21 protein-coding genes are annotated in these 23,020 nt (G+C 43.2%); 8 read left to right on the top strand and 13 right to left on the bottom strand.

The window, feature by feature from the left end; genetic code table 11:
- Positions 1 to 94 precede the first annotated feature (94 nt).
- Together ACTQ9T_RS07570 and ppx are read right to left on the bottom strand one after the other, a co-directional pair.
- On the bottom strand, positions 95 to 898 hold the full coding sequence (locus ACTQ9T_RS07570) for an acetyl-CoA carboxylase carboxyltransferase subunit alpha (RefSeq protein ID WP_352309658.1): 804 nt from the start codon (positions 896 to 898) through the stop codon (positions 95 to 97).
- A gap of 198 nt (positions 899 to 1,096) precedes the next feature.
- Complete coding sequence (gene ppx / locus ACTQ9T_RS07565; RefSeq protein WP_189583278.1) at positions 1,097 to 2,623, bottom strand: exopolyphosphatase; 1,527 nt, start codon at positions 2,621 to 2,623, stop codon at positions 1,097 to 1,099.
- 390 nt (positions 2,624 to 3,013) lie between these two features.
- Here ppx and ACTQ9T_RS07560 point away from each other — a divergent pair, with 390 nt between their 5' ends.
- Entirely contained in the window at positions 3,014 to 3,445 is a 432-nt protein-coding gene (locus ACTQ9T_RS07560; RefSeq protein WP_440464662.1) for an Mpo1-like protein, read from the top strand.
- Between the two features lie 127 nt (positions 3,446 to 3,572).
- On the opposite strand, the gene ACTQ9T_RS07555 is transcribed toward ACTQ9T_RS07560, so the two are convergent.
- Positions 3,573 to 5,336: an AMP-binding protein gene (locus tag ACTQ9T_RS07555; RefSeq protein WP_440464661.1), complete on the bottom strand. Its 1,764-nt coding sequence runs from the start codon at positions 5,334 to 5,336 to the stop codon at positions 3,573 to 3,575.
- A 396-nt stretch (positions 5,337 to 5,732) separates the two neighbouring features.
- On the opposite strand from ACTQ9T_RS07555, the gene ACTQ9T_RS07550 reads away from it, so the two are divergent.
- The gene (locus tag ACTQ9T_RS07550) at positions 5,733 to 6,122 is read left to right on the top strand and encodes a lysozyme inhibitor LprI family protein (RefSeq protein WP_440464660.1); all 390 of its coding nucleotides are present in this window, start codon (positions 5,733 to 5,735) and stop codon (positions 6,120 to 6,122) included.
- 95 nt (positions 6,123 to 6,217) lie between these two features.
- On the opposite strand, the gene hemL is transcribed toward ACTQ9T_RS07550, so the two are convergent.
- Positions 6,218 to 7,519, bottom strand: coding sequence for a glutamate-1-semialdehyde 2,1-aminomutase (gene hemL, locus ACTQ9T_RS07545; RefSeq protein ID WP_440464659.1), 1,302 nt, complete (start codon positions 7,517 to 7,519; stop codon positions 6,218 to 6,220).
- A gap of 103 nt (positions 7,520 to 7,622) precedes the next feature.
- Positions 7,623 to 7,976: a zinc ribbon domain-containing protein YjdM gene (locus ACTQ9T_RS07540; RefSeq protein ID WP_057758016.1), complete on the bottom strand. Its 354-nt coding sequence runs from the start codon at positions 7,974 to 7,976 to the stop codon at positions 7,623 to 7,625.
- A 299-nt stretch (positions 7,977 to 8,275) separates the two neighbouring features.
- Between ACTQ9T_RS07540 and ygfZ the strand changes: the two genes are divergently transcribed.
- Both ygfZ and ACTQ9T_RS07530 read left to right on the top strand, forming a co-directional pair.
- Positions 8,276 to 9,028, top strand: a complete 753-nt coding sequence (gene ygfZ / locus ACTQ9T_RS07535; RefSeq protein WP_440464658.1) for a CAF17-like 4Fe-4S cluster assembly/insertion protein YgfZ — start codon at positions 8,276 to 8,278, stop codon at positions 9,026 to 9,028.
- Between the two features lie 92 nt (positions 9,029 to 9,120).
- The gene (locus ACTQ9T_RS07530; protein WP_440464657.1) at positions 9,121 to 10,446 is read left to right on the top strand and encodes a D-amino acid dehydrogenase; all 1,326 of its coding nucleotides are present in this window, start codon (positions 9,121 to 9,123) and stop codon (positions 10,444 to 10,446) included.
- A 114-nt stretch (positions 10,447 to 10,560) separates the two neighbouring features.
- On the opposite strand, the gene ACTQ9T_RS07525 is transcribed toward ACTQ9T_RS07530, so the two are convergent.
- Both ACTQ9T_RS07525 and ACTQ9T_RS07520 read right to left on the bottom strand, forming a co-directional pair.
- Positions 10,561 to 12,723 carry a molybdopterin oxidoreductase family protein gene (locus ACTQ9T_RS07525; protein WP_440464656.1) on the bottom strand — a complete coding sequence of 721 codons (2,163 nt, stop codon included), beginning with the start codon at positions 12,721 to 12,723 and terminating at the stop codon, positions 10,561 to 10,563.
- Between the two features lie 211 nt (positions 12,724 to 12,934).
- Entirely contained in the window at positions 12,935 to 13,621 is a 687-nt protein-coding gene (locus ACTQ9T_RS07520; protein ID WP_440464655.1) for a TetR/AcrR family transcriptional regulator, read from the bottom strand.
- A gap of 178 nt (positions 13,622 to 13,799) precedes the next feature.
- Between ACTQ9T_RS07520 and ACTQ9T_RS07515 the strand changes: the two genes are divergently transcribed.
- The 4 genes from ACTQ9T_RS07515 to ACTQ9T_RS07500 all read left to right on the top strand — a co-directional run bounded on the left by ACTQ9T_RS07515 (position 13,800) and on the right by ACTQ9T_RS07500 (position 17,880).
- On the top strand, positions 13,800 to 15,029 hold the full coding sequence (locus tag ACTQ9T_RS07515; protein WP_440464654.1) for an NADH:flavin oxidoreductase/NADH oxidase family protein: 1,230 nt from the start codon (positions 13,800 to 13,802) through the stop codon (positions 15,027 to 15,029).
- Positions 15,030 to 15,483: 454 nt separating this feature from the next.
- On the top strand, positions 15,484 to 15,687 hold the full coding sequence (locus ACTQ9T_RS07510; RefSeq protein ID WP_010196100.1) for a CsbD family protein: 204 nt from the start codon (positions 15,484 to 15,486) through the stop codon (positions 15,685 to 15,687).
- A 1,125-nt stretch (positions 15,688 to 16,812) separates the two neighbouring features.
- Positions 16,813 to 17,292 carry a hypothetical protein gene (locus tag ACTQ9T_RS07505; RefSeq protein WP_210540862.1) on the top strand — a complete coding sequence of 160 codons (480 nt, stop codon included), beginning with the start codon at positions 16,813 to 16,815 and terminating at the stop codon, positions 17,290 to 17,292.
- A gap of 225 nt (positions 17,293 to 17,517) precedes the next feature.
- Positions 17,518 to 17,880, top strand: coding sequence for a hypothetical protein (locus tag ACTQ9T_RS07500; protein ID WP_440464653.1), 363 nt, complete (start codon positions 17,518 to 17,520; stop codon positions 17,878 to 17,880).
- A 179-nt stretch (positions 17,881 to 18,059) separates the two neighbouring features.
- Here the strand turns inward: ACTQ9T_RS07500 and ACTQ9T_RS07495 are convergent, their stop codons facing one another.
- From ACTQ9T_RS07495 to dapA, 6 genes are all read right to left on the bottom strand, one after another.
- Positions 18,060 to 18,371 carry an NGG1p interacting factor NIF3 gene (locus ACTQ9T_RS07495; protein ID WP_413189842.1) on the bottom strand — a complete coding sequence of 104 codons (312 nt, stop codon included), beginning with the start codon at positions 18,369 to 18,371 and terminating at the stop codon, positions 18,060 to 18,062.
- 70 nt (positions 18,372 to 18,441) lie between these two features.
- On the bottom strand, positions 18,442 to 19,074 hold the full coding sequence (locus ACTQ9T_RS07490) for a DNA-3-methyladenine glycosylase (protein WP_440464652.1): 633 nt from the start codon (positions 19,072 to 19,074) through the stop codon (positions 18,442 to 18,444).
- Positions 19,075 to 19,751: 677 nt separating this feature from the next.
- Positions 19,752 to 19,979 carry a hypothetical protein gene (locus ACTQ9T_RS07485; protein ID WP_440464651.1) on the bottom strand — a complete coding sequence of 76 codons (228 nt, stop codon included), beginning with the start codon at positions 19,977 to 19,979 and terminating at the stop codon, positions 19,752 to 19,754.
- Positions 19,980 to 20,530: 551 nt separating this feature from the next.
- Entirely contained in the window at positions 20,531 to 21,244 is a 714-nt protein-coding gene (gene purC / locus ACTQ9T_RS07480) for a phosphoribosylaminoimidazolesuccinocarboxamide synthase (RefSeq protein WP_010196111.1), read from the bottom strand.
- Between the two features lie 140 nt (positions 21,245 to 21,384).
- Entirely contained in the window at positions 21,385 to 21,705 is a 321-nt protein-coding gene (locus ACTQ9T_RS07475) for a hypothetical protein (protein ID WP_227669975.1), read from the bottom strand.
- 126 nt (positions 21,706 to 21,831) lie between these two features.
- Entirely contained in the window at positions 21,832 to 22,737 is a 906-nt protein-coding gene (gene dapA, locus ACTQ9T_RS07470; protein ID WP_189583329.1) for a 4-hydroxy-tetrahydrodipicolinate synthase, read from the bottom strand.
- Positions 22,738 to 23,020 lie beyond the last annotated feature (283 nt).

Genomic DNA, 23,020 nt, shown 5'->3' with positions numbered 1-23,020 from the left:
ACGTTTTTATTTTAGCATTAAGATTCAGGCTCTAATATGAAAAGCCTATTATTAAGTAGTAGAGACTTAACAATAAAGGCGCCGTAGCAACCAATTAAGCAGGCAACATCACTTCTGAGTTAAAAGTTTTTAGCTTCTCATAGCGTAGCTCGCAACGCTCATGCGCATCTAAATCCTTAAGCTCATCTAACTGCTCAGCAATGAGTGCTTTCAATGCAATCATGACTGGCTGTGGCTGAATATGAGCGCCTTCACCCTCTTCGATGACGGCATCAATTAAACCCATTTGATATAAATTAATGGCATTTAATTTTAAGGCTTCACTGGCATCTTGTGCTTTTTCGGCCGTTTTCCACAAGATAGAGGCACAGCCTTCCGGAGAGATAACTGAGTAAATACTGTTTTGCAGCATATTTACCTTATCACCCACACCAATCGCTAATGCGCCACCTGAACCACCTTCACCGATAATGGTCACGATAATAGGTACTTTTAAGCTAGAAAACACTGCGATGCTTTCGGCAATGGCTTGCGCTTGTCCACGCTCTTCCGCGCCGATACCAGGGTACGCGCCTTGAGTATCAACAAAGGTCATCACGGGAATATTAAAACGCTCCGCCATTTTTACCAAGCGAATCACTTTGCGATAACCTTCAGGATTGGCCATACCAAAGTTATGGGCGATACGCTCGCGAGTACTGCGACCGCGATGTTGACCAATCACCATTACTGGCATACCGTCAAAGCGCGCAAGCCCGCCCAAGATGGCTTTATCATCAGCAAACGCACGGTCGCCGTGCAGCTCATCAAATTCGGTAAACAGCTGATTAACATAGTCCATAAATAATGGACGCTTGGCGTGCCGTGCAAGCTGCACACTATCCCAGACAGTGCTCATAGACCTTTCCCTTTAATAATTATATTTAACAATAGCATCGTTATCGGTTTGTAGATAATAAAAGTACAGTTGTAAACTCAATAGAAGCTATAGTAGCACATCTTAAATGGCATGACATTACCGACAAAGCCGCTTTTGTTACGTTAATCTGTAGCTTACTCATCACAATAGTAACGACTCAATGCTAGCGCTCAGCACTTATGCCTCGACCACGCTTAACGTCACGCCCCACTTAGCAAACTGCTCGACCTCATTGTGCAAATCTGACAATAGAAAAGCATAATGCTCATTATTATCGGTCACTGTGATTTGCCAGCAGTTGGTATCAATGACTTGAAGCTGCAGCGTTGGTAATTCGTTATCGCTACGACTGTGATGCGCGAGTACTGCTAACCGTAACAATAAGCATAGATAAACCAGCGAATCACCGCCAATAGTACAAGTCTGCTCTAACATATCCGACTTGAGCTTGCGACGATGATTAAGCATCAGCTGCGCCATACGCTTTTGATCTACTTGTGAAAACCCGGGAATATCAGAGTGTTCAAGCAAGTAAGCGCTGTGTTTGTGGTAGCTGCTATGGCTAATCGCCAATCCTATCTCATGTAAAAACGCCGCTCGCCTGAGCAAATCGCAATCGTCGCTACTGAGTGACAGCTTCGCCTTCACTTGCTCAAACAGATTACGACTGGTTTTTACCACCTGCTTGGCTTGTTTTTTATCCCCTGAGTATCGTTTAATCAGCGCGAGCACACTACGGTCACGCACATCTTCACTAGCAAAGCGCCCGAGCATGTCATACATGACGCCTTCGCGTAACGCGCCATCAGAATAGGTCATAGTCTCAATGCCCAGCACTTTCATAACTGCACGCAGCACTGCCACGCCTGCAGGGAAGACGGCCTTGCGATGCTCCTTGACGCCTTCAAGCTCAATATCATTGACATTGCCAATCTTAATCAATAATTTTTCTAGTTTTTTGACGCCTTTATAAGTAATGCGTTCTTGCTCATCCGCCCAACCTTTAGAGACAAGCACGTTACGCACCGCTTTAATTGTGCCACTAGAGCCAACCACGCTGCTCCAGCCCGTCTTTTGATAGCGCCCGTTAATCGCCAATACTTCTTTGCGTGCGCCTGATATGGCATTGTTAAACGCTTCTTTGGTAATCTGCCCGTCATCAAAATATCTTTTGGTAAAGGCAACGCAGCCCATTTGTAAGCTTTCGGTCAATAGCGGGTCAAACTCTTGACCAATGATGAACTCGGTCGAACCACCGCCGATATCGACGACCAAACGCTTATCACTACTGGCATTGGTGTGTGACACGCCCAAATAAATCAAACGTGCCTCTTCTCGTCCAGCGATGATTTCGATCGGCTTGGGTAAGATTTTATTGGCACGGGTAATAAAGTCATTCGCATTCTTAGCTTGGCGCAGAGCATTGGTCGCCACCACGCGGATGCGCTCGGCAGGCACCGAATCGAGGCGAGCCACAAACCGACTTAAGCACTCAAGTCCGCGTTGCTCAGCTGCCGCCTCCAAGATATTATTTTTGTCCAATCCTGCCGCCAACTGCACCTTTTCAGACATGGAAACCACTTTTCGTACCTCACCATGATCGAGACGCGCAATGGCCAAATGAAAGCTGTTCGAACCAATATCAATGGCTGCCATCATTTCATCTTCGGCGATTGGTGGGTTTGCTAAATAGTCATTAGGCATAGGAGATATCGTTACCGTGTTAGATAAAAAGGATAGGATATTTGCTGAAATATAAGAAAATTGCTCTATGAATAGCTTATATCACTGAACGAATCACAGCGAGTTTCGCCATTAAAGCATTTATGCCAAACACTGGCAAGTAAGACGCACACTTGGCTAAAGCCCCGCACCAGCACAGACAAGTAGAGCACATTTGGCGCTTGTGTTAATCAGGGTGATTTGCTACATTAAAAACCATAAATATTATAATAAAGAACAAGCACTTACTTATCCATTCTAATTTTCTATTAAACCAATCCGTGCTCATCGCATAGTAAAACCGTTCGGCTTTGGTAACAAAAAGCGCCACGGACGGATGATTAATAAATAACCCGCAAGGAAGCGACGACAATGAATCAAACCACCAATCACACACTGCATGCCAATCAAACATCGCATAGCAATAAAACAGCAAATGCTCAGACAAACAGCCAAGTGAACCATGACATAGTAAAAGCTGCCACGCCCACTGAGCAGAAGTTTTACGATTTCTATTTAGAAGAACATCAAAATATGGCGTGCCGACGACTGCATTTCGCAGGCAGCAGTTTTGGCTTATTGGGTTTGGCAAAGTCGGTCAAAACCCGCTCACCAAAGCCATTGCTAAAGGGTATCGTGGCAGGCTACGCTTGTGCTTGGGTCGGTCATTTCTTTTTTGAAAAAAACAAACCTGCCTCTTTTAAATTTCCGTTAAAGAGCTTTGCTAGCGACTTCCGAATGTATAGCGATGTGCTACGCGGCAATTTGAGTTTAAAAGATCGCAAGTTTGATAAATCACGATAAGACTCAATCGTTATATACAGCACGCATTAAAAAACTGGGCTCCTAAAAATAGCAGCCCAGTTTTTTAATTTGTATTGAGGATTTTATTTATGTCAGGTCATTTTCATCAGTGAAATGACACATTCATTTAGCGTAAAGACTTACGTAATATTTTACCGACTGCCGTCTTTGGCAACTCATCGATAAACGCATAAGACTGTGGACGTTTGTAGCCCGTCAGACGCTCACTGGCAAAAGCAGCCAGCTCCTCAGCCGTCAAGCTTGGATCTCTTTTGACCACAAAGGCTTTTGGCACTTCTCCACTATGTGCATCTTCAATCCCAATGACCGCTACCTCAAGCACTTTTGGATGTTCAGTCAACGCCGCTTCTAATTCGTTCGGATACACATTAAATCCTGACACCAATATCATGTCTTTTTTGCGATCAACAAGCGTCAAAAACCCTTGCTCATCCAGCACGCCAATGTCTCCTGATTTGAAATAACCATCGGCACTAAAGGTATCCGTATTGTCTTGACGCCAATAACCCTGCATCACTTGTGGCCCCTTAATACCTACTTCTCCTGGTGTTCCGATAGCACACGCTGAGCCGTTGTCATCCATGATTTTGATGTCCATCATGGCGAGTGGCAGACCCACGCTACCATTAAAAGTCGTAATCCCTGGTGGATTGAACGAGATAACTGGTGCCGTCTCAGACATGCCATAGCCTTCATGAATCATAATGCCAGTGACTTGTTGCCACTGCTCAGAGACCGCTTTGATAATAGCTGTACCACCACCGATGGAGAGTGCCAGTCGGCTGAAATCAAGGCCTGCAAATTTTGGATGATGCAGCATCCCGATAAACAAGGTATTGACCGAAGGAATGACATGAGGACGATGCTGTTCAATTGTCTTGACCAGACCATCAATATCACGAGGATTGGTGACCAGTATATCTTCCCAGCCGCCGTAAAGACCAAGCAGCCCGCAGACTGTAAATGAGAAAATATGATATAGCGGCAATGGATTGAGTATTTTAATCTGCTCGCTGCGACCGGTTTCAATCGCTTTGCCAAACATCGCATAACACTGACAGACATTGGCCATGACATTATAGTGTGTCAGCATCGCGCCTTTTGGCTTACCAGTCGTGCCGCCCGTATACTGCAATAAAGCCAAATCTTCACGCTCGATAGTGACGGGCTGACATTGCTCAGCATGGTAGGTATTCATAATATGCGCAAAGCTGACGCTCCGTGCTGAGGTATCGTTTGTAGCGACATCGTTTGCGGCGACATCGCCTGTGGTTTCGTGAGCGTTATTTGCTTGGCTTGTAGCACTTGCTGTCTGATCGATATGAGTAAGCAAGGCGATATCGTTATCGGTAGGTGCGACAGTGGGATCAATAGAGCAATGTATGACTAATAACAATTGCGCTTTTACTTCCTCATCGAGCTGCTCATAAGCGGATGCCATGCCATCAAGGACAATGAGTACGCAGGACTCAGAATCAGTCAGCTGATGTGCCAATTCATAATGGGTATACATCGGATTGACATTGACCAATACTGCGCCTGCGCGCAGACAACCGAGCAATGCCACCGCGTACTGCAATATATTTGGCAGCTGTACGGCAATTCGTGCCCCTTTTTCGATGTTTTTTGCTTGTAAAAATGCAGCAAAGCGCCGACTAGCGATATCTAATTGAGCAAAGGTAAGTGTGGCGGGTCCCATGCTAAAAGCCACAGAATCACTATGCTGATCTATCTTTGGTTGTAATAAATCCAGCAGATTGTGCTTACCTTCTAACACATCTAAATTATTTCTTAGCCCATACTTCTCATACGAAGCTTGCCATAACGGTGGCGTATTAGTGCTAGGCATATTATTAGTGCTGGTAGTCATGAGTTAGCGTCCTTGCTGAGTAAGTTTTTCTCAGCATAGCACACTCTAATCCTAATTTTCTAAGCGGTTGAGTCACTCTATTAGGTCTGTCATTAACAGTATTTTTGGTCTATACGAATCGCCTTTTATGACCAGTATATAGAACAAAAACTTGGCGCTACCAGCTTAAAACTACATAGTCATTCCACTAAAAAAGTGTTACTGCGTTAACCTCGCTTGAAGTATTTGATATACATCTACACTCGGTTGCCTTGTACTACTTTTGAATTGAATCGACTATAGGTTCAATTCCGTACGAACATTTACCAAACCTCTCATAAATTTGAGATATGTCCGAAATATAGCCATGTTATGCTAAATGCCATTTCATACCAGTAACGAGATTATATGTTTATCATGAGCCATATTAAAAACGTCGGCTATCTTGCTTTATTGTCAACAGGGCTATTTTTCAGTGTTCAAGCATCCGCAGCAAACACCTGCGACAATGCATATACTCAGACTGATATTAACAAGTGTATTGCAGCTGATCTGGCCGTAGAAGACAAAAAACTGAACCAGTCTTACCGTGATTTTCAGCGCTTACTTAATAGCTCTGAGAAAAAGCAATTAAAAACGGTGCAGTTGGCATGGATTGATTTTAGAGACAAAGCTTGCCAGTTTTCTGCCAGTCCGGTTCGTGGCGGTAGTGCTTATCCAATGGTGCTCAATGGTTGTTTGACCACTTATACACAACAACGACGCGTACAATTAGACGCCGATATTAAAAACATCAAAAGTAAATAGATGACTGTAGAAAATAAATGGCAATAAAAAACCAGCACCACTCATAAAGTGACGGTACTGGTTTTTTTATAAGCTAAAAAATAGCTCTAGCTAAACTATGCTTTTGCCATTTCTGCAAATATCTCATCAGCAGCTTTGATAGACGCATCAATATCTTCATTGCTATGCTTGATAGACATAAAGCCCGCTTCATAAGCCGACGGTGCCAGATAAATACCACGATCGAGCATACCGTGGAAGAAAGTATTAAACACGGTCATGTCACACTCTGTCACGTCATCGAAGTTCTTCGGCGTTGCAGTTTCAGTATCTTTGACAAAGAACATACCAAACATGCCACCCAATTTATTGGTACGCAAGTGAATACCATGTTTGTCAGCCGCCGCTTGAAAACCATCCACTAGATGGTCTACTTTCGCTGCTAACTCGTCATAGAAACCCTCTGCCGTCAAATCTTCAAACATGGCAATACCAGCACGCATCGCGAGTGGATTTCCTGATAACGTACCGGCTTGATAGACACCGCCAAGTGGTGCAATGCAAGACATAATGTCTTTTTTACCGCCGAACGCACCAACTGGCAAGCCAGCACCGATGATTTTACCAAAGCAAGTCAAGTCTGGGTCAATACCGAAATGCGCTTGTGCACCGCCAAGTCCGACGCGAAACCCAGTCATCACTTCATCAAATACCAATACCGCACCATTGGCAGTACACTCTGCGCGCAAGGTGTCATGGAATTCTTGAGTCGGAATGATCATGTTCATGTTACCAGCGATCGGCTCTAAGATAACGCAGGCAATCTCTTCGCCCCACTTTTCGAAACAGTCTTTGATCGCTTGCGGATCATTATAAGGAATCGTAATCGTGTGCTTGGCGAAATCCGCTGGCACACCTTTAGATGTTGGTTCACCAATATCAAGCATGCCTGAACCTGCTTTTACCAATAAGCTATCTGAATGACCATGATAACAGCCTTCAAATTTGACGATTTTGTCACGTTGGGTATAACCACGTGCCAGACGAATCGCGCTCATGGTCGCTTCTGTACCAGAGCTGGTCATACGAATCATCTCAACGCTCGGGACTATTTCGCAAATCTTATCAGCAACGGTGGTTTCAAACGGCGTTGGTGTACCAAAGCTCAAACCATCATCGGCAGCCTTTTTAACGGCATCAATAACTTTTGGATGCGCATGACCCAAAATCATTGGCCCCCAAGAGCCGACGTAATCGATATAGGCATTGTCTTCGGTGTCATAGATTTTGCTGCCATTGGCACGGTGCATAAAGATTGGCGTACCACCGACCCCTGCAAAGGCGCGGACTGGTGAGTTGACACCACCTGGGATATGCTTGCGTGCTTGCGCAAAGAGCTGTTCGTTTTTAGTACTCATAGTTATTCTCTATTTATTGGTTCTGTATTATTTTATTAAAAGTAAACTTTCTGATTAATTATTATCAGATTTTAGTATTATTCTTTGAATTAAACGTAGCCGCTTAAGCTTTTTTGACAACAGATGATTTAAGCTTCATTGGTCCGTAGCCATCAAGTTTGCAGTCGATATCATGACCATCGGTCGCATCTGGCAACAGACGAATACTTTTCGCTTTAGTCCCTACTTTGATCACAATTGAAGAGCCTTTGACCTTTAAGTCTTTGATGACGGTCACAGCATCGCCATCTTGTAGCTCATTGCCAACAGCATCACGAATGACGGCATCTTGGTCTTCAGCTTGCGCTGCATCAGTTTCAGCTGCCGTCCATTCATGAGCACACATAGGACATACCAGTAACGCACCATCTTCATACGTATATTCAGCATCACATTTTGGGCAATTGGGTAAGCTCATTCTATCCTCGGCAGCCATCGTACATTAGGTTAATTGTAGAGCCAATATTGTACCGTAACTCGCCATCTTTAACCAATTTGTACGGTTGAAAATGGGACGCTATGCCCAATTTAACGCTTAACCCATCGCTTAGTGATGACGTTTCTTATGACAGGGGTTTTTGTGGTACTCTTCTTAGCCTCATTTAGATTTATGTGCACATATACTGTCAATGATAAAAGCGCCCGTATAATTTTTTATCACTTCGATTTACCCTCTATATTATTAATAAATAAGCTCTCATCAGAAGGATAATAACAATGACTCAGTCTTCAAATACATCAGCCGTACCGCAGTTTTCGCAATTAACTATTCAAGGTGAGGACGCCGAAAAGTTCTTACAAGGGCAATTGACTTGTGACGTCACCAAACTCGGGCTTAGCTATCAGGCAGCCGCCATCGGCAACTTAAAAGGTCGTATTGAATTTGGTATTTGGATCAAAAAACAAGCAGAAAAGCATTATGACGTGGTCATAAGTAGCGATTGTGCTGAGTCTTTACAAGCACATCTCAATAAGTACGGGGCGTTTTCAAAGTTTGAAACCAGTGCCCCAGCAGCGATTTATCCTTGTGTATTAGCCAGTGAGCCAACTTTTAGCCATAAAGACGATCACAATACCGTCGCCGACACACAGGATTGGATGGCATGTAGCATAGCCACTGGTAATTATTGGATCGTAGCTACGACTCAGGGCCAGTTCCAACCACAAGAGCTGCGTCTACATCAGCGCGGCGGCATGGATTACGATAAAGGCTGCTACTTGGGTCAAGAAGTCATCGCCCGTATTTATTTTAAATCTGCCCCCAAAGCATTTTTACACTATGTACAAGGCACCGGTGAAGCACCAAGCGCAGGTGACAAGCTTGATAAAATCCAAGTGGTCAATGCGATGAAAAATGATGATGGCTTTACCGCTCTGGTCGTGGCTCGTCCTGAACAGCTAGCAGAAAGTGGTCTGAGCATATTGGACTTGCCAGCTGCTCTACAGGTAGATGTTGCACGTCCAAAATAAGAAGTAAATCGAATCAAGCAAGCGACGCAGCAAAGGTGATGGCAGTTTAATACAGCGCTACCGTCATGATTAACATGAGCATAGAGAATCCTATGACACATATTGCGGTACTCGGAGCAGGCGTGGTGGGCGTGACCACCGCATGGTATCTACGTCAGGCAGGCTATGATGTGACCGTGATTGAGCGCGAATCAGCGGCAGGTATGCAGACATCATTTGCTAATGGCGGTCAAATATCAGTATCGCATGCTACGCCTTGGGCCAATCCTGCGACTCCGATGAAAGCGCTTAAGTGGTTGTTTAAAGAAGATGCACCACTACTCTATCGCTTGCGTGCAGATAAAGCCCAGCTCAAATGGGCCATGCAATTTTTGCAAGAGTGCCGCGCCGATAGAGCCGATGCCAATCTCGTGCAAATGGTGCGCTTGGGTCTGTATTCGAGAGATACTTTGCAACAGCTGCGTGCTGATATCGGTATTGATTACGAGCAGCAAACGCGCGGTATCATGCATTTTTATACCAGCCAAGCAGAGTTTGATGCTGCCATCGAACCAACCGAACGCATGCAAGCGCTTGGTTGTGAGCGCTACGTGATTGATATCAATAACGCTGTCAGTTTGGAACCAGCGCTTTACCCAATCGCGCATAAGCTCACTGGCGCAACCTATACCAGCCGTGATGAGTCTGGTAATGCACATCTATTTACCCAGCGTTTGGCACAGCGCTGCATAGACGCTGGCGTACAGTTTTTATATGATACTGAGATTTTGGCACTTAATACTGATGCTGACTCTACCCGTCCGCGTGTGCACAGTATTACCATTCGCCCAAAAGGCGAAAATGCGCAGACCTTTAGTGCTGATAGTCATGTGTTGGCGCTTGGCAGCTATAGTGTCTCCCTATTAAAACCGCTGAACATTCATGCACCTATTTTTCCCGCCAAAGGATATTCAGCTACTTATCAAATCAATCCCCGTGCACCGCATTTAGCGCCTTTTGTTAGCTTGATTGATGATGAGTTTAAGCTAGTTACCTCACGATTGGGTGACAAGTTACGGGTGGCTGGCACCGCAGAGTTTAATGGCTATAACTTAGACTTAAATACCACTCGCTGTGAAGCCATTACTCGGCGCGTGCAGCAGTTGTTCCCCAAAGGAATTATTGCAAATTCCGTAGAATACTGGACGGGACTGCGGCCTATGACACCTTCAAATGTCCCACTCATTGGACGGGCACATTGCGGTCAAGTGAAACACGGTAGCCGCAACGATGGTGCCACCTTTGATAATTTATGGCTCAACACGGGTCATGGCACACTAGGCTGGACGCATGCTTGCGGCTCTGCAAAAGCAATTAGCTTATTAATCCAAGGTAAAACCCCTAACGTGGATTTTGACTTTGTCGGTATGAGCGCTTAATCGGATAAACGATGTATTAAAATATTATGTAAAAGAAAGAAGGCGCTTACCTATAGTAAGCGCCTTCTTTTAAATTTAGGAAAAATCTTATATTACTGTGCTGCCCATCAAGATTTATGATGCCGTAGCCAATGCGTCATCTGTTGCTGATTCAAGCGCTTCTAATTGTACTGGCACACCATTCACTGCTGCATTTCCACTTAACTGATCGATTAGGGTATCATCTGTCAGATCATTAACACTGACCCCTGCATGCGCTTGCGCAATCTTCTGCTTAACGCCTTTGCGACCATGACCGAAGCCATGTGGAATACTCACAACGCCTGGCATGAGCTCATCCGTCACTTCTGCTGCAATGATAACGCTACCCACTCGAGAAGTTACTCTGACATCTTGACCATCTTCAATACCATGCTGCTCAGCAGTTTCAGGGTGTAACATTAACGTACAACGTGATTTTCCTTTTACCAATCGATGGCTATTATGCAGCCAAGAGTTGTTGCTGCGCACATGACGGCGGCCAATGAGCAAAATGTGACTGTCATCATATTGCTGCATCATCTCTTTTACACGGTCTAAATCTGCTTGATAAAAATCAACATTGAGATGAATCTGCTTGTCTGCATGCTTGATGGCCTCTGGCAGCATACTGTGCAGTGGCCCTAAATCAACACCGTGCGGATTGTCTATCAGCACATCCAAGGTAACCTCTTTATAAGGCCCATACTTGAGACCCTGCTCGAGTAAAAACTTTGGCCCAAACGCTTTTGTCGCTGCACGTTCTTTTTGTATTGCTTCTGGGGCATCTTTATCCAAACGATCAGCCAATTCTAAATAAATCTCCCAATCATGCTTTTCATTGTCTTTTCGATCAAACAAGGCAGGCGAGTATTTGGCGACATTGTGCACGGCAAAACCATTAAAGGTCACGTCATAATGGTCACGTTCTAGTGGCGATACCGGTGGTAAAATAATATTGGCATGACGGCTGGTTTCGGTCACAAAATAATCGAGCGACACCATAAACTCCAACCCTGACAAGGCTTCATCTAATTTTTCACCATTTGGGGTGCTGAGGACAGGATTGCCGGCGACACTCATAAATCCTTTCAACTGACCTTCGCCTGCTACCAACATCTCATCCGCCATCGCAACCACTGGATACTCGCCATTGAAGTCAGGCAGATTGCTTACTCGGCTGTGGCGTTTGCCTAAATATCCTAGGCCCGAGCTATTGACAACATCGACCGCAGGATTAGGGAACATCAATCCGCCCACTTCATCTAAGCGACCGCTCACGATATTAATGACCATCGACAGATACTGGCTTAACAAGCCGAACTCTTGCACCGATATACCCATGCGACCATAGCAGACCGAGCTTTCAGCCTCGCAAAACTCTTTTACTAAACGTTTAATTTCAAGTGCGGTAATACCAGTAATACTGGCTACCGACTCAGCCGTATAGTCTTTGGCAAAAGAGGCTATACGATCAATCTCTGGGGCCAAAGCCGCCGCTCTACTGTCTACCTTGGCATAGCCTTGCGCGTAGATTTCGTTCAACATAGCCAGTAATAACAGAACATCAGTTGCGGGACGAATAAAATGATGCTCGCTGGCAATCTCTGCGGTTTCTGTGCGTCTTGGGTCAATCACAACCACTTTACCCGCGCGAGCTTTGATATCTTTTAACTTTTGACGCATGTTCGGCGCAGTCATGATACTGCCGTTAGAGGCCAGCGGATTACCACCAATAATCAACATATATTGTGTGCGATTCACATCGGGCACAGGGATACGCAGCATGTGACCAAATAGATGCATGCTGACGATATGATGCGGCAGCTGATCAATTGAAGTGGCAGAAAAGCGACTGCGTGTTTTTAGGCTGGTTAATAGTTGCTTGACCGTTAGCATGCCACCCATGTTGTGCACATTCGGATTTCCCAGATACACCCCAAAGGCGTTTTGACCGTATTTTTGCTGTACTGATTGGATGCCTGCCGCTACTTTGTCTAGGGCGTCCGTCCAGCTGATTTCCTTCCAACCGTCAGCGGTTCTTTCGACAGGTTGACGCAAACGGTCAGGATCTTCATGCAAGTCTTGTAAGGCCGTGGCTTTCGGACAAATATAGCCTTGAGAAAAGGGATCGTTTTTATCGCCTTTAATCGATAATACTTTTTCGCCATCATGTTTTATTTCAACGCCGCACATCGCCTCGCACAATGTGCAGGTCCTAAAATGTGTTTGTTCGTCAGCTACCATTTCTTTAGCCATAGTCGTGCTCCCTGTGTGTTATTTACTCTAGTTTCCGTTCTACTTTCGTTTTATACAGTCGATTCAATCTAAAAAGAATACAGTGCTGTTGGGATAAATTTTTTGAAGTCTCTGGAGTGCAAAGCACGCAGCAGTCAAGGAGTATTTATACCAGCAGAACACTATTTTTAACGTGCCCCTTTTATTTTGAACCAACTACAAGTTACTTTCTTTATTGTTGCGTTCGTGCAAAAAAATTGCCAAACAATGCAGCAAAATTTGCACTCAAAATGGTGATCGCTTGTTGTTTTGAATAACGCTCTTGATGACAGCCTAAAATTAATTCATGGACTTGTGCGCTAGCAATATCGACACAGAGATTCACGTGAGTGCGTTCAATAGAACGACCAGATAACTGTAGTCCCTGAATGAATATCTCCGTCCACTCTTCTTGTATTTCTGTAATAAGATTGCCTAACTGTTTATGCTCCGAATCCTTATTCACGGCATTTATTGTCTTTGAGCCAAAGCGCGGGCGGTCTTCGACTAGGTGTTGAAACAAGGCAATATTCTGAAACGCCGCATCAAAAATCAGGGTCAAACAGGACTGGCAACGCTGGTTAAATTGCTCTTTATTCAAAAAATCATAATCTTTTATCATCGTTACCCAAGCCATACGCATGGGGGATAGATAGTTGTCTTTGAGCTGTTCGCTTAATTCATGTTGCAAGGCATCGAGGCTATCAAAATGATTGTAAAAGCTAGGTTGAGCAATGCCTGCACCCTTGGCAACTTTATTCATGCTCATGCCACAAGCGCCCTCTACGCTATAGAGCTGTAGGGCACTCTTTAATAGCGCGCGACGCGTTTTGGCTTTTGCCAGCTCACGCTTTGATTCGGTTGCTGGACTGGCAGCCATGCGAATGAAGTCTGTTCTAGCATTTACCTTCAATATCGACCTCGATTGATGTTTTAAAATGACTTATGGGAATAATTACTATATCGACTATAAGATTATAGTCATTTAAACTATAAGTCTATAGTCAAATTCATCGTCAAACTTATTTTTCACGAAACAATACTTTTAGGTTGCCATCATGACATCAGCAGTTTTTTCTCCTTTTTTATTACCTTGTGGCACCAGTCTCTCAAATCGCCTTGCCAAAGCTGCTATGGAAGAGAATATGGCAGATGAAGGACAAGTCCCTGGCTCTACTATTTTGCGCTTATATCAACGCTGGGCTGAGGGTGGTACTGGCTTATTAATTACCGGTAATGTGATGGTCGATGGTCGCGCGATGACCGGTCCGGGCGGTATTGTATTAGAAAAAGACAGTGATATAGCTCCTTTTGAAGCGTGGGCTAAAGTGGCCAAAAAGAATGACACCCAAGTTTGGATGCAGATTAACCATCCTGGTCGCCAAGTGTATGCGGCTATGGGAGGTGATGTGTTGTCACCTTCTGACGTTTCCCTTGATTTAGGAAAGCACTCTCATCTGTTTGGCAAACCCCGCGCCATGACCCATCAAGATATCGAGCAGCTGATTCAACGTTTTGTCGATACTGCTTTAAAAGCAGAACAAGCTGGTTTTGACGGCGTGCAAATTCATGCCGCTCACGGTTACCTTATCTCTCAGTTTTTGTCGCCATTAACCAATAAACGTGACGATGAATTTGGCGGTTCGATTGAAAATCGTATGCGCTTATTAATCACGGTTATTAAAGCTGTTCGTGCACAAGTTTCGCCTCGCTTTGCCGTCACTGTAAAAATGAATTCAGCCGATTTTCAGCGTGGAGGTTTTGATGCTGATGACGCAAAGACCGTTATTCTAGCAATGAATGGGCTTAGCGTTGATTTGGTGGAGTTATCTGGTGGCAGTTACGAAAGCCCAGCGATGCAAGGCACAACAGCAGACGGCCGAACCTTGCAGCGAGAAGCTTACTTTTTAGACTTTGCAAAAGAGATTGCGCAAGTGGCCACCATGCCCATTATGACCACAGGCGGTGTCAGGCGTTTGGCAGTAGCAGAAAACGTCCTAGCCCAAGGCATTGATATTGTCGGGATGGGCACAGCCTTAGCGATGAACCCCGCTTTGCCTAATGACTGGAAAGAAAACGATCAGCTCAGTGCCCACGATCCAGTGGTTCAGTGGAAAGACAAAACCTTGAGTGCGATTGCGACTATGGCTGTCATTAAGCGCCAGCTACAACGTATGGGTGCAGGAAAGCCACCAAAACCCAATGCTTCACCCCTATTTTTATTGATTCGTGATCGTCTCCGAGTAAAGAAGCTGACCAAGCGTTATCAAGATTACTTGGCTAAGTAGTCTGTGTTTGCACCTTTATAAGAGGCGTGTTACACCTTTATAAATAGGCATTGCTGATTGCTAAAATTGTTCTAGGGCGTGTTCTCATTTTATTCCGAGCTAAATACAGAAGAATACAAAATCTGAGCCATTGATAAATCATGATGGTATTGGTAGATTGTCAGAAAATCTCTTAGGTTATTTACGTATTTCGCTGACAACACACCCTATTTATTACACAAATATGGTCTCCATAACATACTCATGCAGATTGCTATCATGAAGTAACACTCTAAACATTGCATATACAGACAGCGTAATTTTCAAAGCCTATATTAGGGGCATCAGTTAGCTTATTTTTATAGATATCCAATAAATGGTAACTAAATAAAAATAGCGACTGAACTTAGCATTAAGTAAAACCAAACAAGATAAATATCTGGATTAATTAATAATCAAAAAAAGGAATATAATAATGAACGAACATACCCTAAAAGGTGAATGGAACCAAGTGAAAGGCTCAGCTAAGCAGAAATGGGCTGATCTTACTGATGACGATTTATTACACGTTGAAGGCAGCCGTGATAAATTGGTTGGTAAAGTCCAAGAGCGTTATGGCCATAGTAAGGATGATGCTGAGCGTGAAGTAGATGATTGGCGTCGCGAAAACAAATACTAAGCTATCAGTTAAGTCACAATGACAATATTGATGATTTGATAAGTAAAAAAACCGCATGATTCTCATGCGGTTTTTTATTAGCAGTTATTTAACGCTTTATACAGTACTCAATAACGTACTTAGAACAGGTTGAATAAAAATTTCTCAACCTATAGACACGATAAAACCGCATAGCAATTAATTGTTATGCGGTTTTATTGTTAACCATCCATGTTACCTATCACGACTGTAATCTATGCATCCTTGCATAACGTTCAGCATGTTGCGATACCGGGCATCCTACCCTATTTACTACGGTTACTAGCATTAACTGCTATCAGCAAAGGTTATGTATCCTTTCTTCATTTACCGTTATCATCCTGATGCCAGTAAACGAATCATTATCCTTAATGCGGTCAACTCAATCCTTGAGTTACATTCCCTGATGCCGTGTATGTATAATGCCTAATTCTCACCCTGATGTTAAGTCGCGTAAACGTCATTGCTTGTAAGCATATGCTTACAAGCCCAATTTACTCTAATGTCGTTAATACTTCCAAATCAGCATTTCTCCCAAAACACTTCCCTACCCTTTGGCAATATAACGAACGCCAACGCGTAGAAAACAATACTTACCCCACATGGCATAAAGGGGTAAATAAACTCATATTTAACGGAGCTGTCTTTGACATGGCGGTCGAAATATTGGTCAGTAGCCTACATACAAGCACCGTTATACCTACAAATTATGGAAACAACATAAGCTTAAATAGCATCTATGGTTTTTTTATTGCTAATACTCAGGTATGTGCCGTATTGTTGTTTAAGTGATTGTTTAAGCGACATATCCTTAAACGTGGAATTACAACTCACTAACGCAAATGACACTTAACATCAAGTTTTGTGCCTTATCATAGATAATGTAAGAAAATATTTCAAAACGCAATATTCTCCAGTTATTAGAGCAAACAAATAAGACGGCTAATATAAAAAGGCATCAAGTCCTTCTTTATTGGCGCTACTAATTTATCGGTGCTATTAAGTCAAATATATATCAACTGCATTACGCTGTTAGAGGTGAAAAGCAATCACGTAACTATCAATCACGTAATTATCAATCAAAAAAATATCGTAGGAGATTTGATCATGAAGATTTTACAGCTATTCTCATTGAAAACAGCGAGGTCTGCTGGCCTTTCGCTCACATTGTTAGGTACGATGGTTGGTTGTACTGTCGTAGGACCAGGCTATGACAATAACTCTGTCTATCGCGGTGACAAGGGTTATGACAATAACGCTAGCTATAACCGTGTGAGCCAGAAGCTGCGTCAGGATTTGCGTCGTAAAGGCTATCAGGTCATAGACATTAAATCCGATAATTATCGAGGCAATCGAGCGATCACTGCCTATGCCAAAAAGAGCAATCAAACCTATGAGCTCAAGTATACTTATCCCAGCCTAAAGCTTATCAGCTCAAACAGACAAGACTGGTCTAAGAAGCGCTACGATGACAAATATGATAATGACCGTGACTACGATAAGCATGATTATGATAAGCACGGTAAATACAAGAAAAAAGGAAAAGGTAAGTACAAAAAGAACCACAAATATAAAAAGAACTGGTAATCCTAAGAAAGCCAGTGAAGTGCTGTATTTAAATAGTTTTCAGTCGTAAGTTTCACATGATATCTCGAAACTTACGACAAGGTAATGCTAGATCTCATATTGCCTTAATGTAAAATTTTGGCATCGTTAACCTATTGATGTCTAAGGTCAAATAAGCCAGCCCTTGGTTTGTTTGGCCATTTTTTATAACACTGTCAAAAAACTTGAACTTGATAAGAGGACATTATGAATATCACAACCCTACTAAAGCCAACCGTTGCCACCGCTATGATTACAGCGTTAATGATAACGACAGGTTGCGTCACTGCCCCCGGCTACAATGCGTACGGCGACCTTTACGAGGACGTTTATAAAGACAATAAAGTCTATAAGAAGCATAAAAAAGCTATCAAAAACGTTGATAAAGAGCTTTATCAACCAGCTATCGAACAACGAGCCGCCAATAAAGTCAGTAATATGGGCTACCGTGTCAAAGACGTCAAATATAAAAGAGGCGATAGCAAAATAAAGGTAAAGGCCACACGTGGTAGTAAAGATTATAAAATCGAACTTGGCTATCCAGGCTATCAAGTAATTAAGATAAAATAAGCCTAAACCACTGCTAATAGCGCTATAGTCAGGTCAATGTAAAAAAGAGACAGCGTGACTGGTATAAATTTTTCGTAGCCTCTGTCTGCGTAGGCACAGCAAGCAAGAAAAGTTTGTGCCAGTCACGCATCATAATGTCATGTACCCATTTTATTTAGTATCAACTATACCTCTAAAGCTCAAAAATCTAGCACTTCGATGACATCATAGGCAGGCGTCTCATAAGGGTGTGCCTGCTTTAGTGCATCAATGACTTGCTCAATATTAGCAGTGGCAACCACCATCTCGACTCGCCACTCATCAACTTTTTCGAGCTTATCTTGCGCGCCAATATGCGGATCACTGCCTGCCAGCGGCATAAACTGCCCCACCCCTTGTACTTGCCAGCAGCATTGCTCGTAATTGCCAATCGTACCAGCGCCTGCGGCAAATAAAGCAGACTTAACTGGCTCTAATGCCGCTTCGGGAACAAAAACCGTCAATTTATACATAGTGTCACCCTTTGTTTTATCTATTAGCATGAGAGAGCAGCTCTATTACCATCATAGCGCAGCCATCGTTTTATTTTTTTGATAATGAAGGATGGTCGCTCCAGATATAGCGCAATAGCCAATCTTTGGCATCGCCAGCATAGTCAATGCCGATACGAGGACGCAGCGATACTGGTGGCTGGCAGTCATCATCTTCGAGCCATACTGCTGACTCCACACTGATAGATTTGCCATTTAACGCGCGATCAATTTGTAAGCGCTTCGTTAATTTGCCAGGACCTGCCATCTGGGTTGGATGAGTAAGTTGCTTGTTCGTGCTCAGAAGCTGTTCTTCCATCAAACGATCACTATCGTCGGTTAAAAACCCAGCCCGTATTAATACCGACTCAGGAGACTCTTCTCCACCGCTGACCAGATTGAGCATATGATGCACACCGTAAGTCAGATAGACATAAAACATGCCGCCTTGCGCATACATAATTTCAGTACGAGCCGTTCGGCTACCCGCATGCGAATGACAGGCTGGATCGTCCTCACCGATATAAGCTTCGGTTTCTGAGATACGCATGCGCAAGATTTTCACTATGCCATCAGTATCCGTTAACTTTCTACACAATACTTTGCCAATCAAATCAGCGGCGACTACGCAGGTTGGTCGAGTAAACCAACTAGGGTCTAAAACAGTTGATGAAGCAGTAGACATTAGCGAAACCTTCTCTTATTTTTATCATCTAATTGACATGACCAAATATTAATAAACAAGTATTAATAAATTAGCATAAAAGTAAGATAAGATATTGAAGACAATGTTGGCGCTATGTTTGATTTTTTATACGAATTAAGCTACAAACTTGTGCCTAAAGGGATAATATTCATGGTGTCTAACAGACATCAATAATTATGGCTAGAGAGGATTTTATCACTGAGCATTATTAGGGCGTGTCCTCAATTCAACCGATAACTACCTAAATGGGATAAAAGTGATTAAATCTTGCAGTCTGTTTTGAGTGGTTCCATTACAACGGTCTGTTTTAAATGGTCTATTAATTGATTGATGACACTAATTAGTTGGTTCCGGTGGGGTATACTTTTCCATGTTATTACAGAAGTAAGTGTGCCATCAATAATGATTACTATACCCAGAATGATACATATTTTTTAAGAAGTTTCTGAGCTTATTTTTTTGATAATAGCAGTCTTATTCTTTAAGGTTTTTTCTGTACAAATAATAGAAACGAGTAGATCAAGACATAAGACAACCGCAAGTACTGAACCTAGAGATTTAATGATAACTTTCCTATTACCATAACCTGCGACACAAAAAACAGCTTCTAATTAGGAGCTGTTTTTTATCAGATAATACGATTAAAATTACATCAACTAACGGCGGTTTTGAACATATACCACTTTAGATGCATGCTTATGGTTTTGAGCCACAAATTTCTTATGTGCAACTTTCTTAACGACCACTTTCTGAGGGGCTTTTTGTTGCTGTCCATGGGAGACTTTATGTTTTACAAAATGCGGTGCAGGTGCGGCACTTGCTTGACCAATCATCGCAAAACAAGCAGTAGCAGCTAGAATAGAACTCATCATTATCTTTTTCATTATCATTTCCTTCCAAATGCTTATCAAGCATGAGTTATTAATTAAGATGTAATGCTTACAATCAAACAAAATGGTTTGATGAAGCCTTGCTTTGTTGACAAAGGAAATAATAAACGATTAGGAGGTTGCGTAGCTTTATGAAACTTAAAGAAAGGTTACTACTGTTACTAACTGCTCTAATCTTCTTGAGAAGTATGATGTTCTTGTATTTTTGCTAGCACTGGTAACGCTCACTAGGGGGTATAAAGATCTATCAATACCAATTTTTTTGGAAAACCATAGCCTTAAGCCATGCTATCGATTTCATAGTTATTAAATTCATATCCAACACAAGCAGTTCGATACCTATATAGCGCATCGATCACAGATAGAGTATGTATGATAAGTAAACCGTAAAGTACACTGTGGCTATCTCAGCGTGTCAAAACGTTGATATCATTAGCCCACAGCCGTAGATTCAAGTCCTCACTAGGGAACCATCATTCATATAATGCCATAAAAAAACTGAGCACATGGCTCAGTTTTTTTGTTTTGCGCTAGACATTTACGACTTAGCTAAGTGGCACACCAATACGGTTGGCCACTTCTTCGTAAGCTTCGATAACATCGCCCAATGATTGACGGAAACGGTCTTTATCCAATTTCTTCTTGGTATTTTTGTCCCAAATACGGCAACCATCTGGTGAAAACTCATCACCCAAAACGATACGGTCATGGAATACGCCAAATTCTAATTTGAAATCGACCAGTATTAAATCGCCTGCATCAAACAATGCTTTTAATACATCATTCACTTGATGCGTCAGCTCTTCCATTTTTGCTAATTGTGCTTCGGTAGCCCAACCAAGAGACACAGAAAGTGACTCATTGACCATCGGATCACCAAGCGCGTCATCTTTGTAGAATAGCTCATAAGTAGGCGGCGTCAATGCTTGGCCTTCTTCTAAGCCTAAACGACGAACCAAACTGCCCGCAGCGAAGTTGCGTACGACGCACTCAACTGGAATCATATCCAAACGCTTGACCAGCACTTCGTCATCAGACAATTGTCTTTCGAAATGAGTTTCGATACCAGCGGCAGCCAGTTTTTGCATAATAAAAGCATTAAAGCGGTTATTAACCACGCCCTTACGTGCCAACTGTTCGATACGCTTACCATCAAGCGCCGAGGTATCGTCACGAAAGTGTAAAATCAGAAGGTCATTGTCTTCTGTTTCATAGACTGATTTGGCTTTACCTTTATACAGCAGTTGTTGCTTTTGCATTATGGAGTTCCTGTTCGTTCAAGCTTATGTGGTAAAAACGCGCAGCGACCGCTGAATCCTATATGACGTCATTCATGAGACCATCATGTCCTGAACAATCACAGTAAAAAGTCAGCGGTGTAAGTAGGGAAATACGGTGTTTAGTTTGAAGTATCGCTCACAGCGACAGCGCGTTGAGGCTTAGGCAGTTGATACTGCTTACCTGCTTCGTTCTGTAAGGTGAGCGTGTTTACGCCTGCATTTGGGGTTGTGTATAACGGCACAAAAGCTGCTGGTTGTTGAGTCACTGGTAGCTCTAGTGGTGCAAGCTTCTTACTCTCTTGATACTCTAAGCTGCCATTATCGCGCTTACCAAGAAAGCCTTTGGTCATTTGACAGCCACTTAATACTAGTGTGCTACCCAATACCAAAACCATCATAGCAGGAAACGTTCTTGTAGGGGTTGATGATACTTTCATCATATTATCTCTCTGAGTTAGCAATTTTTGCTCATTTGGACGATTGGCTCGTCGTTTTGATAGAACCTTATAAGTTCTTGCTAAGCCAATGTCATCAGCGACTGGCTCAGCATTTACAATGCTTCACTTCTATAATAAATTTGCGCGAACCAACGCTTCATCAATAGTGGCATGATGTTGTTCTGCTAGCCAAACCAATGGCAAGCGGATACCCGTATCTATCATACCCATTTTATGTAACGCATATTTTGCTGGAATGGGGCTCGATTCAATAAATAAATCACGATGCAAGTGCTTAATCACGTCATGTACTTTGTGCGCGGCATCAAAATCACCACGTAGCGCGGCCGAAAAGGTCTCACTCATGGCGTTCGGTGCGACATTAGCCGTTACTGAAATATTGCCTTTGGCACCCATTTGCATCAAATCAAGCGCCGTGCCATCATCGCCAGATAGCACGACAATACGGTCGCCAACCGCTTTAATCAATTGCTCACCGCGAGCGACTGAGCCCGTCGCATCTTTAATCGCAACGATATTATCGATATCAGCCAAACGTTCAACCGTATTTTGAGCGATATCGACCACGGTACGCCCCGGTACATTATAGAGCATCTGCGGGATGTTTACGGCTTGGGCAATGGCTTTATAATGTTGGTACAAGCCTTCTTGTGGCGGCTTATTATAGTAAGGAGCAACCAATAATGCACAGTCTGCACCAGCATCCGCCGCATCTTGCGTCAGTTTGATGGCTTCAGTCGTATTATTCGCGCCTGTACCTGCTATCACTGGCACGCGGCCTTTGACATGCTTCACAAAGTAACGAATCACATCGCTATGTTCTTGCATCGATAACGTCGCTGATTCGCCAGTGGTACCGACGGCAACGAGACAGTGGGTGCCTTGCTCAATCTGCCAGTCTATGAGATCGGCCAGACGTTTATAATCGACCGTGCCGTCAGGGTGCATGGGCGTTACCAAGGCTACCATTGAACCTTGTAGTCGGGTTTTGATCTCGTCGTATGCTGTGCTCATAACCGTGCCTTACTGTTGTATTATCCTAGCTTTATTAAAGCTGTCACATGATCGATCATTTGCAACTACCTATATCCATTTTTAAGTCAATAGACAAGCCAATGACAGGTATTGCTTGATGTTCATACTGGGTGTTTATATACCTACAATAATGACATTTGCACTATAAAATCATGTGCAGGTCTACCCGCACTAACATTATTTTTGTCAATTGCCGATGTTGTTTATTGATAGCCATAAAAACGCTTACTAGTGTAGCATATTTTGATTTGACCGCTATCAG

The sequence above is a fragment of the Psychrobacter sp. ASPA161_6 genome, assembly GCF_051970285.1.
GTDB classification, from domain to species: Bacteria; Pseudomonadota; Gammaproteobacteria; order Pseudomonadales; family Moraxellaceae; genus Psychrobacter; species Psychrobacter glaciei.
The sequence above is the reverse complement of the archived record's forward strand: the minus strand, read 5'-3'. Positions and strand labels throughout refer to the sequence as shown.

What these genes read in the sequence shown, in the direction of transcription:
- ygfZ (WP_440464658.1), top strand. Translation starts at nt 8,276, where the DNA reads ATGACTCAGTCTTCAAATACATCAGCCGTACCGCAGTTTTCGCAATTA.
- ACTQ9T_RS07500 (WP_440464653.1), top strand. Translation starts at nt 17,518, where the DNA reads ATGAATATCACAACCCTACTAAAGCCAACCGTTGCCACCGCTATGATT.
- hemL (WP_440464659.1), bottom strand. Translation starts at nt 7,519, where the DNA reads ATGAGTACTAAAAACGAACAGCTCTTTGCGCAAGCACGCAAGCATATC.
- ACTQ9T_RS07540 (WP_057758016.1), bottom strand. Translation starts at nt 7,976, where the DNA reads ATGAGCTTACCCAATTGCCCAAAATGTGATGCTGAATATACGTATGAA.
- ACTQ9T_RS07485 (WP_440464651.1), bottom strand. Translation starts at nt 19,979, where the DNA reads ATGAAAAAGATAATGATGAGTTCTATTCTAGCTGCTACTGCTTGTTTT.
- ACTQ9T_RS07570 (WP_352309658.1), bottom strand. Translation starts at nt 898, where the DNA reads ATGAGCACTGTCTGGGATAGTGTGCAGCTTGCACGGCACGCCAAGCGT.
- ACTQ9T_RS07475 (WP_227669975.1), bottom strand. Translation starts at nt 21,705, where the DNA reads ATGATGAAAGTATCATCAACCCCTACAAGAACGTTTCCTGCTATGATG.
- ACTQ9T_RS07515 (WP_440464654.1), top strand. Translation starts at nt 13,800, where the DNA reads ATGACATCAGCAGTTTTTTCTCCTTTTTTATTACCTTGTGGCACCAGT.
- ACTQ9T_RS07560 (WP_440464662.1), top strand. Translation starts at nt 3,014, where the DNA reads ATGAATCAAACCACCAATCACACACTGCATGCCAATCAAACATCGCAT.
- ACTQ9T_RS07530 (WP_440464657.1), top strand. Translation starts at nt 9,121, where the DNA reads ATGACACATATTGCGGTACTCGGAGCAGGCGTGGTGGGCGTGACCACC.
- ACTQ9T_RS07525 (WP_440464656.1), bottom strand. Translation starts at nt 12,723, where the DNA reads ATGGCTAAAGAAATGGTAGCTGACGAACAAACACATTTTAGGACCTGC.
- ACTQ9T_RS07550 (WP_440464660.1), top strand. Translation starts at nt 5,733, where the DNA reads ATGAGCCATATTAAAAACGTCGGCTATCTTGCTTTATTGTCAACAGGG.
- dapA (WP_189583329.1), bottom strand. Translation starts at nt 22,737, where the DNA reads ATGAGCACAGCATACGACGAGATCAAAACCCGACTACAAGGTTCAATG.
- ACTQ9T_RS07495 (WP_413189842.1), bottom strand. Translation starts at nt 18,371, where the DNA reads ATGTATAAATTGACGGTTTTTGTTCCCGAAGCGGCATTAGAGCCAGTT.
- ACTQ9T_RS07490 (WP_440464652.1), bottom strand. Translation starts at nt 19,074, where the DNA reads ATGTCTACTGCTTCATCAACTGTTTTAGACCCTAGTTGGTTTACTCGA.
- ppx (WP_189583278.1), bottom strand. Translation starts at nt 2,623, where the DNA reads ATGCCTAATGACTATTTAGCAAACCCACCAATCGCCGAAGATGAAATG.
- ACTQ9T_RS07520 (WP_440464655.1), bottom strand. Translation starts at nt 13,621, where the DNA reads ATGGCTGCCAGTCCAGCAACCGAATCAAAGCGTGAGCTGGCAAAAGCC.
- ACTQ9T_RS07505 (WP_210540862.1), top strand. Translation starts at nt 16,813, where the DNA reads ATGAAGATTTTACAGCTATTCTCATTGAAAACAGCGAGGTCTGCTGGC.
- purC (WP_010196111.1), bottom strand. Translation starts at nt 21,244, where the DNA reads ATGCAAAAGCAACAACTGCTGTATAAAGGTAAAGCCAAATCAGTCTAT.
- ACTQ9T_RS07555 (WP_440464661.1), bottom strand. Translation starts at nt 5,336, where the DNA reads ATGACTACCAGCACTAATAATATGCCTAGCACTAATACGCCACCGTTA.
- ACTQ9T_RS07510 (WP_010196100.1), top strand. Translation starts at nt 15,484, where the DNA reads ATGAACGAACATACCCTAAAAGGTGAATGGAACCAAGTGAAAGGCTCA.